The organism is Arthrobacter rhamnosi, assembly GCF_054510855.1.
This window is the reverse complement of sequence record NZ_JBTNDT010000006.1, coordinates 146,951-162,654: the sequence shown is the minus strand read 5'-3', so window position 1 is coordinate 162,654 and position 15,704 is coordinate 146,951. Positions and strand designations below refer to the sequence as shown.

Below are 15,704 nucleotides of genomic sequence, written 5' to 3'. Positions count from 1 at the left end.
AGTGCCGACCAAGGCCACGGACAAGAAGCACGGCAAGAAGCTCGTCATCGTTGAGTCCCCCAGCAAGATCAAGAGCATCTCGGGCTACCTCGGCGAGGGCTTCCAGGTCGCCGCGTCCATGGGGCACATCCGCGACCTGCCGCAGCCCTCCGACCTCCCCGCGGAACTCAAGAAGTCCTCCGTCGGCAAGTTCGCGGTGGACCTCGACAAGGATTTCGAGCCGTACTACGTCGTCTCCCCCGAGAAGCGGAAGACCGTCGCGGAGCTCAAGGCAGCCCTGAAGGACGCCGACGAGCTCTACCTCGCAACCGATGCGGACCGCGAGGGTGAGGCCATCGCCTGGCACCTGCTGCAGGTCCTCAAGCCGAAGGTCCCCGTCTACCGGCTGACGTTCGGTGAGATCACCAAGGAAGCCGTCACGCGCGCCATGGGCGAACTGCGCGACGTCGACATCCCCATGGTCGATGCCCAGGAGACCCGGCGTATCCTCGACCGGCTCTACGGGTACGAGATCTCACCCGTCCTCTGGCGCAAGGTGGCCCGGGGCCTGTCCGCCGGCCGCGTGCAGTCCGTCGCCACCCGCCTCGTCGTCGAACGCGAACGCGAGCGCATGGCGTTCCGCGCGGCGTCGTACTGGGACCTCACGGGCACCTTCACACCCGAGGATTCCTCGAAGGGCAGCACCTTCCCCGCGAAGCTCGTCGCCGTCGACGGCAGCCGCATCGCCTCCGGCAAGGACTTCTCCGACCGCGGTGAGCTGAAGGCGGCCAGCGCCGTCCGGCTCGACGAGGACGCCGCGCGCTCCCTCGCCGTCGGGCTGGAGAGCGCCGCCTTCACCGTGCGGTCCGTGGAGACCAAGCCCTACACGCGCCGTCCCGCGGCGCCGTTCACCACGTCGACCCTGCAGCAGGAGGCGGCCCGCAAGCTGCGCTTCAGCTCGAAGGTCACCATGCAGGTGGCGCAGCGGCTGTACGAGAACGGGTACATCACCTACATGCGTACCGATTCGTCGGCGCTGTCGGACCAGGCCATCAACGCCGCCCGTCGCCAGGCGTCGGAGCTGTACGGCCCGGAGTACGTCCCCGGGTCTCCCCGCGTCTACAAGGGCAAGGCCAAGAACGCGCAGGAGGCGCACGAGGCCATCCGCCCCGCCGGCGACTCCTTCCGCACGCCCGCCCAGGTGGCGCAGGGCCTGCGTGGCGACGAGTTCCGGCTCTACGAGCTGATCTGGAAGCGGACCGTCGCCTCGCAGATGGCGGATGCCAAGGGCTCGACGGCCTCGCTGCGCCTCGGTGCCAGGAGCGCCGACGGCCGGGATGCCGAATTCTCCGCATCCGGCACCGTCATCACCTTCCGTGGCTTCATGGCCGCCTACGAGGAAGGCCGCGACGCGGACCGCAACGAGGACGGCACCGACGACGACGCGCAGGGTACGCGCCTGCCCAACGTCGACCAGGGCGATGCCCTCGGCGCGACGGCGATCGAGGCCTCCGGCCACGAGACGTCGCCGCCCCCGCGCTACACCGAGGCGTCCCTGGTGAAGGTCCTCGACGAGCGCGGCATCGGCCGCCCGTCGACCTACGCCGCGACGATGTCCACGATCATGGACCGCGGCTACGTCCGGACTCGGGGCCAGGCCCTCGTGCCGAGCTGGATCGCCTTCTCCGTGGTACGCCTGCTCGAGGAGCACTTCAACGACTACGTCGACTACGACTTCACGGCGGAGCTCGAGGAGGACCTGGACCGCATCTCCCGCGGGGAGACCGGCCGTGTGGAGTGGCTCAACCACTTCTACTACGGGGACCGCAAGGACACCGGCCTGCACACGATCGTCAGCGAGCTCGGCGAGATCGACGCGCGCCGCATCAACTCGGTGGAGATCGCCGACGGCATCACGCTGCGCGTGGGCAAGTTCGGACCGTATCTCGAGAAGCCCCTGCCACCGGACGCACCGGAGGGGACCGAGCCGCAGCGTGCGAACGTGCCCGAGGACCTCGCGCCGGACGAGCTGACCGCCGAGAAGGCGATCGAGCTGATGGAGGCCCCGACGTCGGAGGAGCGTGTCCTCGGGACCGACCCGGAGACCGGGCGGACCATCGTGGCACGCGACGGCCGCTACGGACCGTACGTGATCGAGCTGATCCCCGAGCAGACGGCCGAGGAACTGGCCAGCCAGCCGGTCGAGTACTACAAGAACGGCAAGCCCAAGCCGCCGAAGAAGCCCGCGAAGGTCAAGCCGCGCACCGGCTCGCTCTTCAAGTCCATGTCGGTGGACACGGTCACGCTCGAGGATGCCCTCAAGCTGATGAACCTGCCGCGCGTCCTCGGGACGGATGAGGACGGCAAGGAGATCACGGTGCAGAACGGCCGATTCGGCCCGTACCTGAAGAAGGGCAGCGACTCCCGCTCCATCGGCTCGGAGGAGGAGATCTTCACGATCACCTTCGAGCAGGCGCAGGAACTCTACAAGCAGCCCAAGCAGCGTGCCGGCAGGACGGTCACCCCACCGCTGGCCGAGTTCGGGGACGATCCCGTGAGCGAGAAGCCCATCGTGGTGAAGGACGGCCGCTTCGGCCCCTACATCACGGACGGCGTCACCAACATCACGGTGCCCGGCTCCATGGCGATCGAGGAACTGACACGTGAACAGGCGATCGACATGCTCGCCGACAAGCGTGCCAAGGGCCCGGCCCCGAAGAAGACCACGCGCCGGGCGCCTGCGAAGCGCAAGGTCGCGGCGGGCAAGTAGCGCCGCGGGACAACAGACGATATCGGGGGATGAGCGGGAAGCGCGGGAACAATGCGGCTAGGTGTGCTGGACATAGGGTCGAACACGGTCCATTTGCTGCTCGTGGACGCCCACCCGGGTGGGCGTCCCGTGCCGTTCGCCTCCCACAAGAAGCCCCTCCAGCTCGTGGCCTATCTCGACGAGCACGGCAGCATCTCGCGGGAGGGCCAGGACGAGCTCGTGGGCTTCGTCGGCGAGGCGCGTGAGTTCGCGCGCGGGCACGACGCCGAGGACTTCCTCGCGTTCTGCACCTCGGCCATCCGCGAGGCCGGCAACGGCAGCGAGGTCCTCGCGCGCGTACGCGAGGAGACCGGCGTCGACCTCCAGGAACTGTCCGGGGACCAGGAAGCCGCGGTGACCTTCCAGGCCGTCCGCCGCTGGTACGGCTGGGGCGCCGAGTCCATCCTCAACCTCGACATCGGCGGTGGGTCCTTCGAGATGGCGATGGGCACGGACGAGCTCCCCGAGGTGGCGCTGTCCGTTCCGCTCGGCGCGGGCCGCCTCACCCGCGACTGGCTCCGCGGGGACCCGCCGTCGGCGAAGAGCGTGAAGGAACTGCGCCGCTACATCCGGGAGACCCTCCGGGAAGCGGTGCCGCAGTTCGCCCACCTCGGCAGCCCCCACCTCGTGGCCGGCACCTCGAAGACCTTCCGCTCGCTGGCGCGCATCGCAGGGGCGGCCCCGTCGGCCGCCGGGCCCTTCGTGCGCCGCGAGCTGCGCCTGGAGGACCTCAAGCTGTGGACCAAGCGGCTGGCCGCGATGAGCGTCAAGGACCGCATCAACCTCGACGGCGTCTCCGAACTCCGTGCGCCGCAGGTCCTCGCGGGTGCGCTCGTCGCCGAATGCGCCCTCGAACTGTTCGACGTCCCGTCCATGGACATCTGCCCCTGGGCGCTGCGGGAAGGCCTGCTGCTGCGGCGGTTCGACGCCAAGATGTTCGAGGCCGACGAGCCGCTGCCCGGAGTCGGGGTGGGCCATGTCCAGCTCGACTCGGCACGCCGTGTGTCCCTGCCCGGGGGAGCCTGACGTGGCACAGCCCGACGGCCGCATCCCGGTCGCGCTGTCCAGCGCATCCGTCTATCCGCTCTCCGTCCACGACGCCTTCGCGCTCGCACAGGACCTCGGCTACGACGGCGTGGAGGTCATGGTCACCAACAACTCGGTGAGCCAGAACCCCGACCAGCTCAGCATGCTCAGCCAGCGCTACGAGATGCCGATCCTGGCCATCCACGCACCGACCCTCCTGTTGACGCAGCAGGTGTGGGGCAAGGCCTGGACGAAGATCGAGCTCTCCGCCGCCATGGCCGCGGAGGTGGGGGCGAAGACCGTGGTGACGCATCCCCCGTTCCGGTGGCAGACGGGCTATGCCGAGGAGTTCCCGGAGGGCATCACGCGGGTCGCCCGCGAGTACGGCGTCGAGATCGCCGTCGAGAACATGTACCCGTGGAAGGTCCGGGGCCGCGAGGCGAAAGCGTACCTGCCGCACTGGAACCCCGTTCCCGAGCCGTACGAGCGCATCACGTGGGACTTCTCCCATGCCGCGATCGCCGGGATGGACTCCTACGAGGAGATCCGGACCCTGGGGAACAGGCTCGCGCACGTGCACCTGACGGACGGCACGCCGAACGGCAAGGACGAGCACCTGCTCCCGGGCCAGGGCCAGCAGCGGTGCGCCGAGGCGCTCAACCACCTCGCCGACGCAGAGTGGGACGGGGTGGTGGCCGTGGAGGTCAGCACGCGCCGGGCCCGCGGGGCGGGCGAGCGCGAGGAATGGCTCGCGGAGACGCTCCGCTTCGCGCGGATGAACCTGCGCCACTGACGTTCCGCCGGCAACGGCGGGTGAGACGGGGCCGGAACCACGAAGAATGGCGCCGGCGGAAACGGATGTTGGGGATCATCCACTACCGCCGACGCCGGACCGGATCAGGAATTCCGGCCTATCACTCGCACCTTTATGGGGTAGTTGGAATACTAGGCGCCTTCCTTGTGCCGTAACACCCAGAACGCTGGGAACGGGCTGGAAACAGCTCGTGGCAGGATGGGGCCATGACGACGGACACCACGCAGCGCATCGCCTTCCTCGGCTGCGGATCCATGAACGAGTCCATCCTGGCCGGGCTCCTGGCGGCCGGTCTCGACCCCGCCCTGGTCACGGCCACCGTGCGGCGCGCCGAGCGAGCGGAGGAACTCCGGCACCGCCACGGGATCGACGCGCGGGCCACCTCGGAGGTCGACGGCGCGAACACCGCAGCCGTCCAGGACGCCGACGTCGTCATCCTGGGGGTGAAACCCGTGGGCATCGTCCCGCTCGCCCGGGAGGTCGCTCCGGCGCTGAAGCCCTCCGCCGTGGTCCTGAGCGTTGCCGCCGCCGTGTCCATCGCGATGATCGAGGCCGCCCTGCCCGCGGGGCAGCCTGTCATCCGGTCGATGCCCAACACCCCCTCACGGCTGGGCAGGGGGGTGCTGTCCATCTCCGCGGGATCCTCCGCCGGACCGGACCTCATGGCGCAGGCGCGGAAGCTGCTGCGGCCGGCCGGGACCGTCGTCGAGATCCCGGAGGAGCAGGTCGACGCGCTGTCGGCCGTCAGCGGCTCCGGCCCCGCCTACGCCTTCTACCTCGCCGAGGCCATGGCCGCGGCAGGCGAGGAGCTCGGACTCGATCCGGACCTGGCCGGGCTGATCGCCCGCGAGACGGTCGCCGGGGCAGGCTTCATGCTCGCCGAGGAGGGCGCTGACGCCTCGGCGCTGCGGCGGGCGGTCACCAGCCCGAACGGCACCACGCAGAGCGCGATCGAGACCTTCGACAAGCTCGGGCTGGCACACATCATCGCGGACGGCGCCCAGGCCGCCACTGCCCGCGCGGCCGAGATCACCCGCGAGCTGGCGGAGCCGGCCTGACCCCGCCGGGCCGTCGGCCGACCCCGACGGGCCGTGGCTAGGGCCGGCCGGCGAAGCGCTCGAGCAGGTCCACGTGCCCCGAGACGATCAGCATGTCGCGGCCGGACACCTTCGTCTCGGGCCGCGCATAGGTGAAGTCCTCGCCGGGTGATTTCACGCCGACCACCGTGACGCCGTACTTCGAGCGCACGGACGACTCGGCGAGCGTGAAGCCCTGGGTCTCCTTCGGCGGGTACATCTTCACGATCGCGAAGCCGTCGTCGAACTCGATGAAGTCGAGCATGCGCCCGCCGACGAGGTGCGCGGCCCGCTGGCCGGCGTCCGCCTCGGGATAGATGACGTGGTTGGCGCCGATGCGCTTGAGGATCTTGCCGTGCGACGGGGTGATGGCCTTGACCCACAGGTGGTCGATGCCGAGGTCCACGAGGTTGGCGGCGATGAGCACACTGGACTCGATAGAGGTCCCGACCCCGACCACGGCGGCGGAGAACTCCTGGGCACCGAGCTGACGGAGTGCGTCGATGTTCGTCGCATCCGCCTCCACGACGTGCGTGAGGATGCCCGCGAACTTCTGGACCAGCTGCGGGTCCCGCTCGATGGCCAGGACCTCGCGGCCCTGTCGGACCAGTTGTTCGGCCGTGGCCGCGCCGAAGCGGCCGAGTCCGATCACGAGGACGGGTGCGTTGTGGGCGGGTCTTTCAGCCAATGATCGGCCTCTCGTCGGGGTAGTGGTAGAGCGTGCTGCGCTGCCTCAGCGCGAGGGCCGAGGCCAGGGTGATGGTGCCCATGCGCCCGGCGAACATCAGGGCGGACAGGACGTACTTGCCTGCAGGGGGCAGTTCGGCGCTCAGGTTGGTGCTGAGGCCGACGGTCGCGAACGCGGAGATGACCTCGAAGACCACCTTGTCGAGCGGTTCGTCGGAGAGGGCGAGGATGAGGCCGCTGCCGACCAGGACGAGCGTGGCGCCCATGAAGATCACCGAGATGGCGACGCGCATCACGCTGTGCGGGATGGTGCGTCCCCAGGCCCGCACGTCGGAGTCACCGCGTGCTTCGGCAACGATAGCGAGGAACATGACGGCGATGGTGGTGACCTTGATCCCGCCGGCCGTCGACGCGGACCCGCCGCCCGCGAACATGAGGGCGTCCGTCAGGAGCATCGTCGTCGTGTTCATGTCGTTCTGGTCCACGAGGTTGAACCCGCCGGAGCGCGTCATGACCGAGGCGAAGAAGGCATGGATGGTCTTGTCGGCGACGCTGAGGTCGGCGATCGTGCGGCTGTTCTCCCACTCGAGGAATCCCCACGCGAAGGTGCCCGCTACGAGCAGGATCAGCGAGACGGACACCGTGAGTTTTGCGTGCAGCGTCCACTTCCTGAACCGGTAGCCCACCTGCACGAGGACCATGACCACGGGGAAGCCGAGGCTGCCGAGGAAGACGCCCACCATGAGGGGGGTGAGGATCCAGAGATCCGTCTCGTAGGGCACCAGTCCGTCGCTGTGCGGGGTGAAGCCTGCGTTGTTGAAGGCGGAGATGGAGTAGAAGATGCCGTGCCAGAGCGCCTGCCACCACGGTTCGCCGAGGAGCATGAACCGGGGGATCAGGACGACGGCGAGCACCACCTCGATCACCACGGAGGTGGTGATGACGATCCGCAGGAGCGTGCCGATCTCACCGAGGCGGCTCGCATTGTTCAGGGCCTCCTGCGCCAGCAGCTTCCCCCGGACCCCGAGGCGCTTGCTGACGATCAGGGCCAGGAGGGACGCGAGCGTGAGGGTGCCGAGGCCGCCGATGAAGATGCCGAGCAGGATCACCAGTTGCCCGAAGAAGGACCAGTGCGTCGCCGTGGACACGACGGTGAGCCCGGTGACGCAGACGGCGGACACCGCTGTGAAGAACGCATCGTGGAGGGGGGTGACCGTGCCGCTGTTGGTCGACATGGGCAGGCTCAGCAGTGCCGTGAAGACCAGGATGACGGCGGTGAAGATGAAGAGGGCGAGCCGGGCGGGCGAGCTGTTCGCGAAGGAGTCGACGAAGTCGCGGATCGAGGCCAACAGCCTGAAGTACCCGTTGTGATCGTCCTTCAGCCGTCGTGGCTGGAAATTCACCATTGCCGCCCGCTCTGCCCCGTTCGCTGGTCCTCCCGCCGAAGCGGCATCGGAATCATCCCTTGTCCCTTGCAGTAGTAAAGCATCTCACCCGGATGCATCGTCGGAATATCGCCTATCGCGTAGCCTTGCAGGGATGTCTACGCATTCAGGGCCAGCGGTGCCCCTACAGGTCGTCTGGGACGAATCGATGCTGGCCTACAACTTCGGCGGACAGCACCCCATGAACCCGGAGAGGCTGCACCTCACCGCCCGCCTCACGCGGAACTGCGGCCTGCTCGACCTCGGCCACGTGACGGTCGCGTCACCCTTCGTGGCCTCGGACGACGACCTCGCGACGGTCCACAGCCCCGATTACATCAGTGCCGTCCGCAGTGTCAGCAGCAACCCGGACCGCTCGGACGCCGGAAGGGGACTCGGCACCGAGGACACCCCAGCGTTCGTGGGCATGCACGAGGCGAGCGCCCGCCTTGCGGGCGGTTCGCTGGGCGCCGCCGACGCGATTCTGCAGGGCTCCGTCGTGCGGGCGGTCAATTTCGGCGGAGGCATGCACCACGCGGCCCGGTCGCGCGCGAGCGGCTTCTGCATCTACAACGACGCCGCGGCGGCCGTCCAGCGCCTGCTCGACCGCGGCGCCCGGCGCGTCCTCTACATCGACGTCGACGCCCACCACGGCGACGGAACCCAGAGCATCTTCTGGGACGAACCCCGCGTCATGACGATCTCCCTCCACGAGACGGGCATGAGTCTCTTCCCCGGGACCGGCTTCGCCAACGAGACGGGCGGACCGAATGCCGAGGGCTACGCCGTGAACGTCGCGCTGCCGACGGTCGCGGGGGATTCCGCCGTGCTGCGGGCCTTCCACGCCGTCGTGCCGCAGCTCGCCGCAGCCTTCGCGCCCGATGTCATCGTCAGCCAGCACGGCTGCGACTCCCACCGGGAGGATCCGCTCACCAACCTGCGCGTCAGCGTCGACGCACAGCACGCGATGATGCTCGGCGTGCGGGAGCTGGCGGACCGGCTCTGCGACGGGCGGTGGATCGCGACCGGCGGCGGCGGCTACGCCCTGGCGAGCGTGGTGCCCCGGTCCTGGACGCTGCTGGTCGCCGTGGCCGCCGGAGCCGCGATAGTGCCATCGACTCCGGTGCCTGCGGCGTGGCGGGATTACGTGCTCGAGCGGCACGGGATCGACACCCCGGCGCTGATGGGCGACGGCGCCGATCCGTGGTGGCGCTCCTGGGAGATCGGGTACGACCCGAACGACGACCTGGACCGCACGGTGATGGCCACCCGCAAGGCAGTGTTCCCGCTCCACGGGCTGGACCCCTGGTTCGACTGATCTCCCGGGCATCAGGATGCCGTCCGGCGTATATATCGCTAGGGTGGGCGAATGGGAATCGATGATGTATTCGCTGTCATCGCCGAAGGAACGCGCAGGCAGATCCTCAAGCATCTGCGCGACGGCGACAAAGCGGTGGGGGAGCTCGTTGTCGAGCTGCAGGTGAGCCAGCCGACGGTGTCCAAGCACCTGAAAGTCCTCCGGGAGGCAGGGCTGGTCAGCATGAGGGCACAGGGTCAGAAGCGTTACTACTCACTGGACACCGCCCCTCTCGGGCTCGTGCGGGACTGGCTCGCCGAATTCGATCCGCGCGTGGCGGAGCCCGGGGCCGCCGAACCGGCCGGCGGAAGCGTCGCCGCAGGAACCGGGTCCGGCGCGGGACCCGAGACGGCATCGGACGCTGGTCCGGACGCTGTACCTGAGGCTGTACCTGAGGCGGGATCGGACGCGGCACCGGATCCTGTACTGGATGCTGTGCCGGATGTCGTGCCGGAGGGCGTGTCCCGCGCGGTCGCCGAGGCGACGCCGGCAGACGCGGGAGTCCTCGCCGCTGCGGTCCTGGCAGATCCGGAGGTCCCGGTCGAGCAAGGTGCCCCGAGAGCGCAGATCGGCAGGACCATGGGCAGGGCCGCCGAGCGCGCCGCAGATCTCCTGTCGCAGTTGCGCCGTCGTCGCGATTCCTGAGGCCCTCTGTGCGGGGCCGGTGCCGGGCGTCCTTTTCGTTTGGTTGCACCAGCCACTAAAGTGATTCCTCAGGCGGATCATCCTTTGCTACAAGGCGACACGCCGTGCAGTCGCTCCGGGCATCCTTCTCGATGCCGGTCCCGGAGCGGGATCCAGGCCTCCATGCAAAGGAATAGTGGTGTGATGGCAGACGGGAAGAATTTCTCGGATGTGCAGTTTCTGACGGTCGCGGAGGTGGCCGAGCTCATGCGTGTCTCACGGATGACGGTGTACAGGCTCGTCCACGCGGGAGACCTGCCGGCAGTCCAGTTCGGTCGGTCCTACCGGGTCCCCGAATCGGCAGTGGGGGAGTTCCTCCACCGGGCGCAGGTCGACGTGCGGACCGAGAGCGCCTGAGCGGCGGGCCGTCCAGTCCGTTCTCCAAACGGATGTACCCTGTTAAGGAGCGTTTGGGGCGGGCCTAGGCCCGCTCGACTTTTTGCATCATCCGGGCAACTGCCAGCAGGCATGCGCCTTTCGTCATCACAGCGCCGGCCTCCTGGCTTCCTGCCTGGATCCGCGCTGGCTACACAACAGTTTGTGAGGACTCTATGGGTTCAGTAATCAAGAAGCGCCGCAAGCGTATGGCAAAGAAGAAGCACCGCAAGCTGCTTCGCAAGACCCGTCACCAGCGCCGCAACAAGAAGTAGACAGGCGCCCGGCCTCGAGCCGGAGTGTGCCGACCGGCCCGGATCCCCGCCCTGCGGGGAGCCGGGCCGTCGTCGTTCCAGGGGTTGTCCGGGGGCTCCGGGAGCACCGCCGGGGTTGTCCGGAGGGGGTTGCCGGGGCTGTCCGGACGGACGGGGCAGCTGCGTCAGTGGGCCCTGAAGCGGGAGAACCCGCGCCAGAGTCCGTAGATGGAGCCGGCGACGGTGGCCGCGCGCAGGCCGAACGTGGCGGCCCGCCGGCCGCTGCGGAAGTCGTAGACGGGCCAGTTGTTCGCGCGGGCGTGGCGGCGGAGTTTGCTGTCCGGATTGATGGCGACGGGATGCCCCACGACCGTCAGCAGCGGGATGTCGTTGTAGGAGTCGCTGTATCCCCAGCAGCGCGCAAGGTCGAGGTTCTCGCGCTCCGCCAGCGCCACGATGGCGGCGGCCTTCGCGGGTCCGTGCAGGAACTCGCCGACAAGCTTTCCCGTATAGAGGCCGTCCGCGACCTCGCCTACCGTGCCGAGGGCGCCGGTCAGTCCGAGGCGGCTCGAGATGACCGCGGCGACCTCGACGGGCGTCCCGGTGACGAGCCAGACCTGCCGGTTCGAGGACAGGTGCTGCTCCGCGAGGGCGCGGGCGCCGGGCCAGATCTTCGAGGCGATCATCTCGTCGTACACCTCCTCGCCGAGGGCGAGGATGTCCTCGTGGGCGATGCCGATGGCGAAGGCGAGGGCGGCGTCGCGGACCGAATTGACGTCCGTCATCGTCTCACCCCGCATGATGAAGCGAAGCTGCTTCCACGCCAGCCCCGCGGCGAAGCGGAGGGTGAAGGCCTTGCGCTGGTACATCTTGCGGGCCACGTGGAACAGGCTCGCGCCGCGCATCAGCGTGTTGTCGACATCGAAGAAGGCTGCTTCGCCCTCGGCCGGCGCCGGAGGCTCTTGGGAGGGCTGCGTGCCCCGGGCGGCGTCCGGCATGATGCGAGTCTAGTTCTTTCCCTCCGTGCCTGCCCTGCGGCGCGGCAGTACGGTTGGAGGATGGAAATGCCCGCGGATCCGCCTGGTGCCGGCGTCGTTCTCCTGACCCGGCCGGAGTGCCACCTCTGCGAGGACGCGCGCATCGTCGTGGGGCGGGTGACGGCGGAACTCGGCCTCGGGTGGCGGGAGCTGTCCGTGACGGATGCGCCCGCCCTCGGGAAACGGTTCGCCGAGGAACTGCCCGTCCTGTTCATCGACGGCGTGCAGCGGGACTTCTGGTCCATCGACGAGACGAGGCTGCGCCGGCTGCTGTCCTAGGGGCCGCCCTGCCCGGGCCTGCCGGGCGCTGACCGTCCTGCCGGGCAGGGCCCGGCTTGGAGGCCCCGCGTCGTCGGCATACAGTGGTTCTACTTCCGCCCCCGACGCCGGGGGACACCAGGAACTGCCGCCCCGGCACCGGGCGCGGCGGTGCTAGCAACGGAGCCGATGACAGTGACAACGCCGGAGATGCCAGGCCTTCACCCCGTGGGCGACTCGGCGCGTCACATTCCGCCGGCCTCCGTCGCCCGGCTCACCATCTATCTGCGGGCGCTCAACTCCCTGCTGGCCGAGGGCATCGAACGCGTGTCGTCGGAGGAGCTGGCGGATGCCGCCGGTGTCAACTCTCCGATGCTCCGCAAGGACCTCTCCTACCTCGGGTCCTACGGCACGCGCGGGGTCGGGTACGACGTGCAGTACCTGAACCGACAGATCTCCATCGCCCTCGGGCTCACGCTGGACTGGCGCGTGGCCATTCTCGGCGCAGGTAATCTCGGGCGCGCGCTGGCCGGCTATTCCGGGTTCGTCTCACGCGGCTTCGAGATCGTCGCGATCTTCGATGCGGACCAGCTCGTGGTCGGTTCCGAAGTGGGGTATCTCCGCGTCAGCGCCGTGGACGACCTCGAGACGGTGCTGGAGCGCACCCGGACCAACATGGTGGTCCTCGCCGTGCCGGCGTCCGTGGCGCAGGAGCTGTGCGACCGGCTCGTCGCCGCGGGGATCTCGAGCATCCTCAGCTTCGCGCCGGTGGTGCTGCAGGTGCCGCCGCACGTGCAGCTGCGGAAGGTGGACATGTCCACGGAGCTGCAGATCCTGGCGTACCACGCGCAGAGGGCGCAGGAGCCGGACCTCGGCCCGATCTCCCGCGCCCAGTAGCCCGCCCGACGCGTGACCCGCTCGAGGCCGGGCCGCGCCCAGTAGCCCGCTCGCGGCATGATCCGCTCGATGCGGGGCCGCGCTCAGTAGCCGAGCCGCCGCGGCGCGAAGTAGGGCCGCGAGGGCCTGAGATACGTCAGGACGACGCCGGCGACTCCGAGGAGCATGACGATGACGGCCAGTGCGAGCGACAGTTCTGACGGCGTCGCCAGGGGCTGGTCGCTCAGCTCGGCGGCCCGGCCGACCAGCGGCATGAGGAGGAAGCTGCTGAGGACGGACATCACGTTCAGCGCGGCGAGCACCGTCGCGGTGATGCGCGCCCAGTTGTGGCCCTTCCTGATGAAGACCGCCAGCACCACGTACACGGCGGCGAAGAGCGCCGCGAACACGATGCCCAGCCCGACGCCGACTGATGCGCCCGCGATGTCGGGTACCTCGGTGGTCAGGGCCGAGATGATCGACGCGACGAGCGAGAGGGCGCCGGCGGCCACGATTAGGTAGTAGGCCCTCACGACCTCCACCGGAGCGGGACCCTTCTCCACCGGCCGCGGGCCCGCACCTCCGCCGGGGTAGGCGTAGGGTTGGGCGGCCTGGTAGCCGTACTGGCCGGCGTGGCCCGGTTGTCCCATCTGGCCGTAGCCTGTCCTGCCGCCATTCTGCTGCCAGGGGCCCTGCTGCCCGGACGGGGACGTGCCGCCCGTCGAACCCGGGGGAGTCCCGAACTGCCTGTCGTCCTGGCCCGAAGGCGGGTTGTCCTGCGTGCTCATCGCGGCCCCGTCGTGTGGTCTGCCATCCGGCCGGGGCGCCCCTCTGGACGCGCCGTGCGCGGATGCGGTCCATGTCAGCCTAGTTCGTCGGACCGGGCGGGAACAGGGCTCAACGCCGACGGCCGGCGTCGTCCAGTGGACGACGCCGGCCGTGAGCCGCAGTGCCTTTCGGCAGGGAAACCGGGCGGCCGATCAGACCGTTACGGCGGCGGAAGCCACGAAGGCGGCTTCGATGGTGATGGTCACCTTGTCGCCGACGAGGACGCCGCCGGCTTCGAGGGCCGCGTTCCAGGTCAGGCCGAAGTCCTTGCGGGAGATGCTGGTGGAGGCGGAGATGCCGGCGCGGGTGGCACCGAAGGGATCGACCGCGACGCCGTTGAACTCGGCGTCCAGGACGACGGGCCGGGTGATGCCGCGGATGGTGAGGTCGCCGTGGATCCTGTAGGTCTCGCCCGAGCCCTCGTGGGACGTCGAGACGAAGGTCATCTCCGGGAATTCCTCCACGTCGAAGAAGTCGGCGCCCTTGACGTGCGCGTCGCGGTTCTCGTCACCCGAGGTGAAGGAGGCGGTCCTGATGGTCGCCGTGATGCGGGAGTCCTCAAGGGAGGAGCCGACCGCGAGGGATGCGTCGACGTCCTTGAACGAGCCGCGGACCTTGCTGATGCCTGCGTGGCGGACGCTGAAGCCGACTTCGCTGTGAGCGGGGTCGAAGGACCAGGTGCCGGTGGTGAGGCCTGAGGGGACAGTCATGGTGAACTCCTGAGTGGAAGTGGGTGGCGCATGCTTACGAGATACAAAAGCATGCGTATGCATCTTTTATTCCAGAGATCGGTAAAACCTTCAAGTAAAGCGATGGCGAGGGCCGGCGGCCGTGATTCCCGATTGGCCGTCGCACGGGGCCATGCGGGAAACTGGAGGCATGCAGAGATCAACCGTCCACCTGGTGCGCCACGGTGAGGTCCACAACCCCGAGGGGGTCCTCTACGGGAGGCTCCCCGAGTTCCACCTCTCCGAACTCGGCCGGCGGATGGCCGAGCAGGTGGCCGGCTACTTCGAACAGCGGCGGGACGAGGGTGCCAATATCGTCCACCTCGTGGCGTCTCCGCTCACCCGGGCACAGGAGACGGCGCAGCCGCTTGCCGACGCCCTGGGCCTCCCGATCACGACCGATGAGCGCATCATCGAGGCGGAGAACGGCTTCGAGGGTATGTCGAAGATCAAGAGCCGGCTCCGCCAGCCGCGCTACTGGCCGCTCCTCGTCAACCCGTTCAAGCCGTCCTGGGGTGAGCCCTACCACCAGCAGGTGGAGCGCGTGATGGCGGGCGTCCAGGATGCCCGACGCCGTGCCGTCGAGCTCGCAGGACAGGAAGCAGCGGATCGTCCGCCCGAGGCCATCCTGGTCAGCCACCAGTTGCCGATCTGGGTGACGAGGCTGGCCGCCGAGCACCGCCGACTGTGGCACGACCCGCGCCAGCGCGAGTGCACGCTCACGTCGGTCACGTCCCTCGACTTCGAGGGCGACGCCATCCGGCGGGTGCGCTACGCGGAGCCCTGCGCCGACCTGCTGCCCGGTGCGGCGAATGTCCCCGGCGCGTAATAGAATTACTACACGCCGTAGAAATCATCGGAAGAAGCCGTGACCACAACCGCCCGTTCTCCCAAGCGCCGCCTCCTGCTCAAGCTGGGTATGGTGCTGGCCTTCAGCGTGCCGGTTTCGCTCGTAGCGTCCTGCGCCGCTGAGGATCCTCTCGCCCAGCAGGCCGCAGCGGGGGACGGCAAGAACTACATTGCGGGGGACGGCTCCGTCACCGAGTACGCGGAGGCGGACCGGGGCGAGCCCGTGGACGTGACCGGCAGCTTGTTCGACGGCACCTCCGTCTCCAGTTCCGACTGGAGCGGCCAGGTCACCGTCCTGAACTTCTGGTACGCCTCCTGTGCACCCTGCCGGGAAGAGGCGCCCGACCTCGTGGCACTCCACGACGAGTACGGACCCCAGGGCGCAGCGTTCTACGGCGTGAACATCCGCGACGAGCAGGCGACGGCAGAGGCCTTCGAGCGCAGCTTCGGCATCCCCTACGAGAGCTTCAAGGACAAGGACGGCGGGGTGCTGCTCGATATGACGCAGTACGTTCCCCCGCAGGCCGTTCCCACCACGATCGTCCTCGATCGCGAGGGCCGGGTCTCCGCACGCATCCTCGGACTCGCCGACCGCGGGACCCTCAAGGCGCTCATCTCCGATGCGCTCGCCGAGTAGCGCGGT

The 15,704-nt window shown here is 68.9% G+C and carries 17 protein-coding genes; 12 read left to right on the top strand and 5 right to left on the bottom strand.

Features of this window, described 5'->3' with window-relative positions; all coding sequences use genetic code 11:
- Position 1 precedes the first annotated feature (1 nt).
- The 4 genes from topA to proC all read left to right on the top strand — a co-directional run bounded on the left by topA (position 2) and on the right by proC (position 5,686).
- Positions 2–2,749 (top strand): type I DNA topoisomerase, encoded by a 2,748-nt coding sequence (gene topA / locus ACX80I_RS13250; protein WP_459345582.1) that lies wholly within the window; start codon positions 2–4, stop codon positions 2,747–2,749.
- A gap of 51 nt (positions 2,750–2,800) precedes the next feature.
- Positions 2,801–3,814 carry a Ppx/GppA phosphatase family protein gene (locus ACX80I_RS13245; protein WP_459345581.1) on the top strand — a complete coding sequence of 338 codons (1,014 nt, stop codon included), beginning with the start codon at positions 2,801–2,803 and terminating at the stop codon, positions 3,812–3,814.
- A complete protein-coding gene (locus ACX80I_RS13240; protein ID WP_459345580.1) occupies positions 3,765–4,607 on the top strand; it encodes a sugar phosphate isomerase/epimerase family protein in 843 nt (280 codons plus the stop codon). Before ACX80I_RS13245 ends, ACX80I_RS13240 begins: the two co-directional genes overlap by 50 nt.
- Positions 4,608–4,834: 227 nt before the next feature.
- Positions 4,835–5,686 carry a pyrroline-5-carboxylate reductase gene (gene proC / locus ACX80I_RS13235; protein WP_459345579.1) on the top strand — a complete coding sequence of 284 codons (852 nt, stop codon included), beginning with the start codon at positions 4,835–4,837 and terminating at the stop codon, positions 5,684–5,686.
- Positions 5,687–5,723: 37 nt separating this feature from the next.
- Here proC and ACX80I_RS13230 read toward each other — a convergent pair whose 3' ends face one another.
- A complete protein-coding gene (locus ACX80I_RS13230; RefSeq protein ID WP_087074562.1) occupies positions 5,724–6,392 on the bottom strand; it encodes a potassium channel family protein in 669 nt (222 codons plus the stop codon).
- Positions 6,385–7,797, bottom strand: coding sequence for a TrkH family potassium uptake protein (locus tag ACX80I_RS13225; protein WP_459345578.1), 1,413 nt, complete (start codon positions 7,795–7,797; stop codon positions 6,385–6,387). The genes ACX80I_RS13230 and ACX80I_RS13225 overlap by 8 nt, the downstream gene beginning before the upstream one ends.
- Before the next feature lie 133 nt (positions 7,798–7,930).
- Here ACX80I_RS13225 and ACX80I_RS13220 point away from each other — a divergent pair, with 133 nt between their 5' ends.
- The 4 genes from ACX80I_RS13220 to ACX80I_RS13205 all read left to right on the top strand — a co-directional run bounded on the left by ACX80I_RS13220 (position 7,931) and on the right by ACX80I_RS13205 (position 10,506).
- The gene (locus tag ACX80I_RS13220; RefSeq protein WP_459345577.1) at positions 7,931–9,133 is read left to right on the top strand and encodes an acetoin utilization protein AcuC; all 1,203 of its coding nucleotides are present in this window, start codon (positions 7,931–7,933) and stop codon (positions 9,131–9,133) included.
- Between the two features lie 51 nt (positions 9,134–9,184).
- Positions 9,185–9,817, top strand: a complete 633-nt coding sequence (locus ACX80I_RS13215) for an ArsR/SmtB family transcription factor (RefSeq protein ID WP_459345576.1) — start codon at positions 9,185–9,187, stop codon at positions 9,815–9,817.
- Between the two features lie 183 nt (positions 9,818–10,000).
- Positions 10,001–10,213, top strand: a complete 213-nt coding sequence (locus ACX80I_RS13210) for a helix-turn-helix domain-containing protein (RefSeq protein WP_459345575.1) — start codon at positions 10,001–10,003, stop codon at positions 10,211–10,213.
- 194 nt (positions 10,214–10,407) lie between these two features.
- Complete coding sequence (locus ACX80I_RS13205) at positions 10,408–10,506, top strand: 30S ribosomal protein bS22 (RefSeq protein WP_003792170.1); 99 nt, start codon at positions 10,408–10,410, stop codon at positions 10,504–10,506.
- Positions 10,507–10,670: 164 nt separating this feature from the next.
- On the opposite strand, the gene ACX80I_RS13200 is transcribed toward ACX80I_RS13205, so the two are convergent.
- Complete coding sequence (locus ACX80I_RS13200; RefSeq protein ID WP_459345574.1) at positions 10,671–11,483, bottom strand: HAD family hydrolase; 813 nt, start codon at positions 11,481–11,483, stop codon at positions 10,671–10,673.
- A gap of 60 nt (positions 11,484–11,543) precedes the next feature.
- Between ACX80I_RS13200 and ACX80I_RS13195 the strand changes: the two genes are divergently transcribed.
- Positions 11,544–11,801, top strand: a complete 258-nt coding sequence (locus ACX80I_RS13195) for a glutaredoxin family protein (protein ID WP_459345573.1) — start codon at positions 11,544–11,546, stop codon at positions 11,799–11,801.
- 168 nt (positions 11,802–11,969) lie between these two features.
- Entirely contained in the window at positions 11,970–12,677 is a 708-nt protein-coding gene (locus ACX80I_RS13190) for a redox-sensing transcriptional repressor Rex (RefSeq protein WP_459345572.1), read from the top strand.
- Between the two features lie 83 nt (positions 12,678–12,760).
- Here the strand turns inward: ACX80I_RS13190 and ACX80I_RS13185 are convergent, their stop codons facing one another.
- Both ACX80I_RS13185 and ACX80I_RS13180 read right to left on the bottom strand, forming a co-directional pair.
- Complete coding sequence (locus ACX80I_RS13185) at positions 12,761–13,444, bottom strand: hypothetical protein (protein WP_459345571.1); 684 nt, start codon at positions 13,442–13,444, stop codon at positions 12,761–12,763.
- Between the two features lie 192 nt (positions 13,445–13,636).
- Positions 13,637–14,194 carry a YceI family protein gene (locus tag ACX80I_RS13180; RefSeq protein ID WP_459345570.1) on the bottom strand — a complete coding sequence of 186 codons (558 nt, stop codon included), beginning with the start codon at positions 14,192–14,194 and terminating at the stop codon, positions 13,637–13,639.
- Positions 14,195–14,363: 169 nt separating this feature from the next.
- Between ACX80I_RS13180 and ACX80I_RS13175 the strand changes: the two genes are divergently transcribed.
- Together ACX80I_RS13175 and ACX80I_RS13170 are read left to right on the top strand one after the other, a co-directional pair.
- Positions 14,364–15,041, top strand: coding sequence for a histidine phosphatase family protein (locus ACX80I_RS13175; protein ID WP_459345569.1), 678 nt, complete (start codon positions 14,364–14,366; stop codon positions 15,039–15,041).
- Between the two features lie 39 nt (positions 15,042–15,080).
- On the top strand, positions 15,081–15,698 hold the full coding sequence (locus ACX80I_RS13170; RefSeq protein ID WP_459345568.1) for a TlpA family protein disulfide reductase: 618 nt from the start codon (positions 15,081–15,083) through the stop codon (positions 15,696–15,698).
- Positions 15,699–15,704 lie beyond the last annotated feature (6 nt).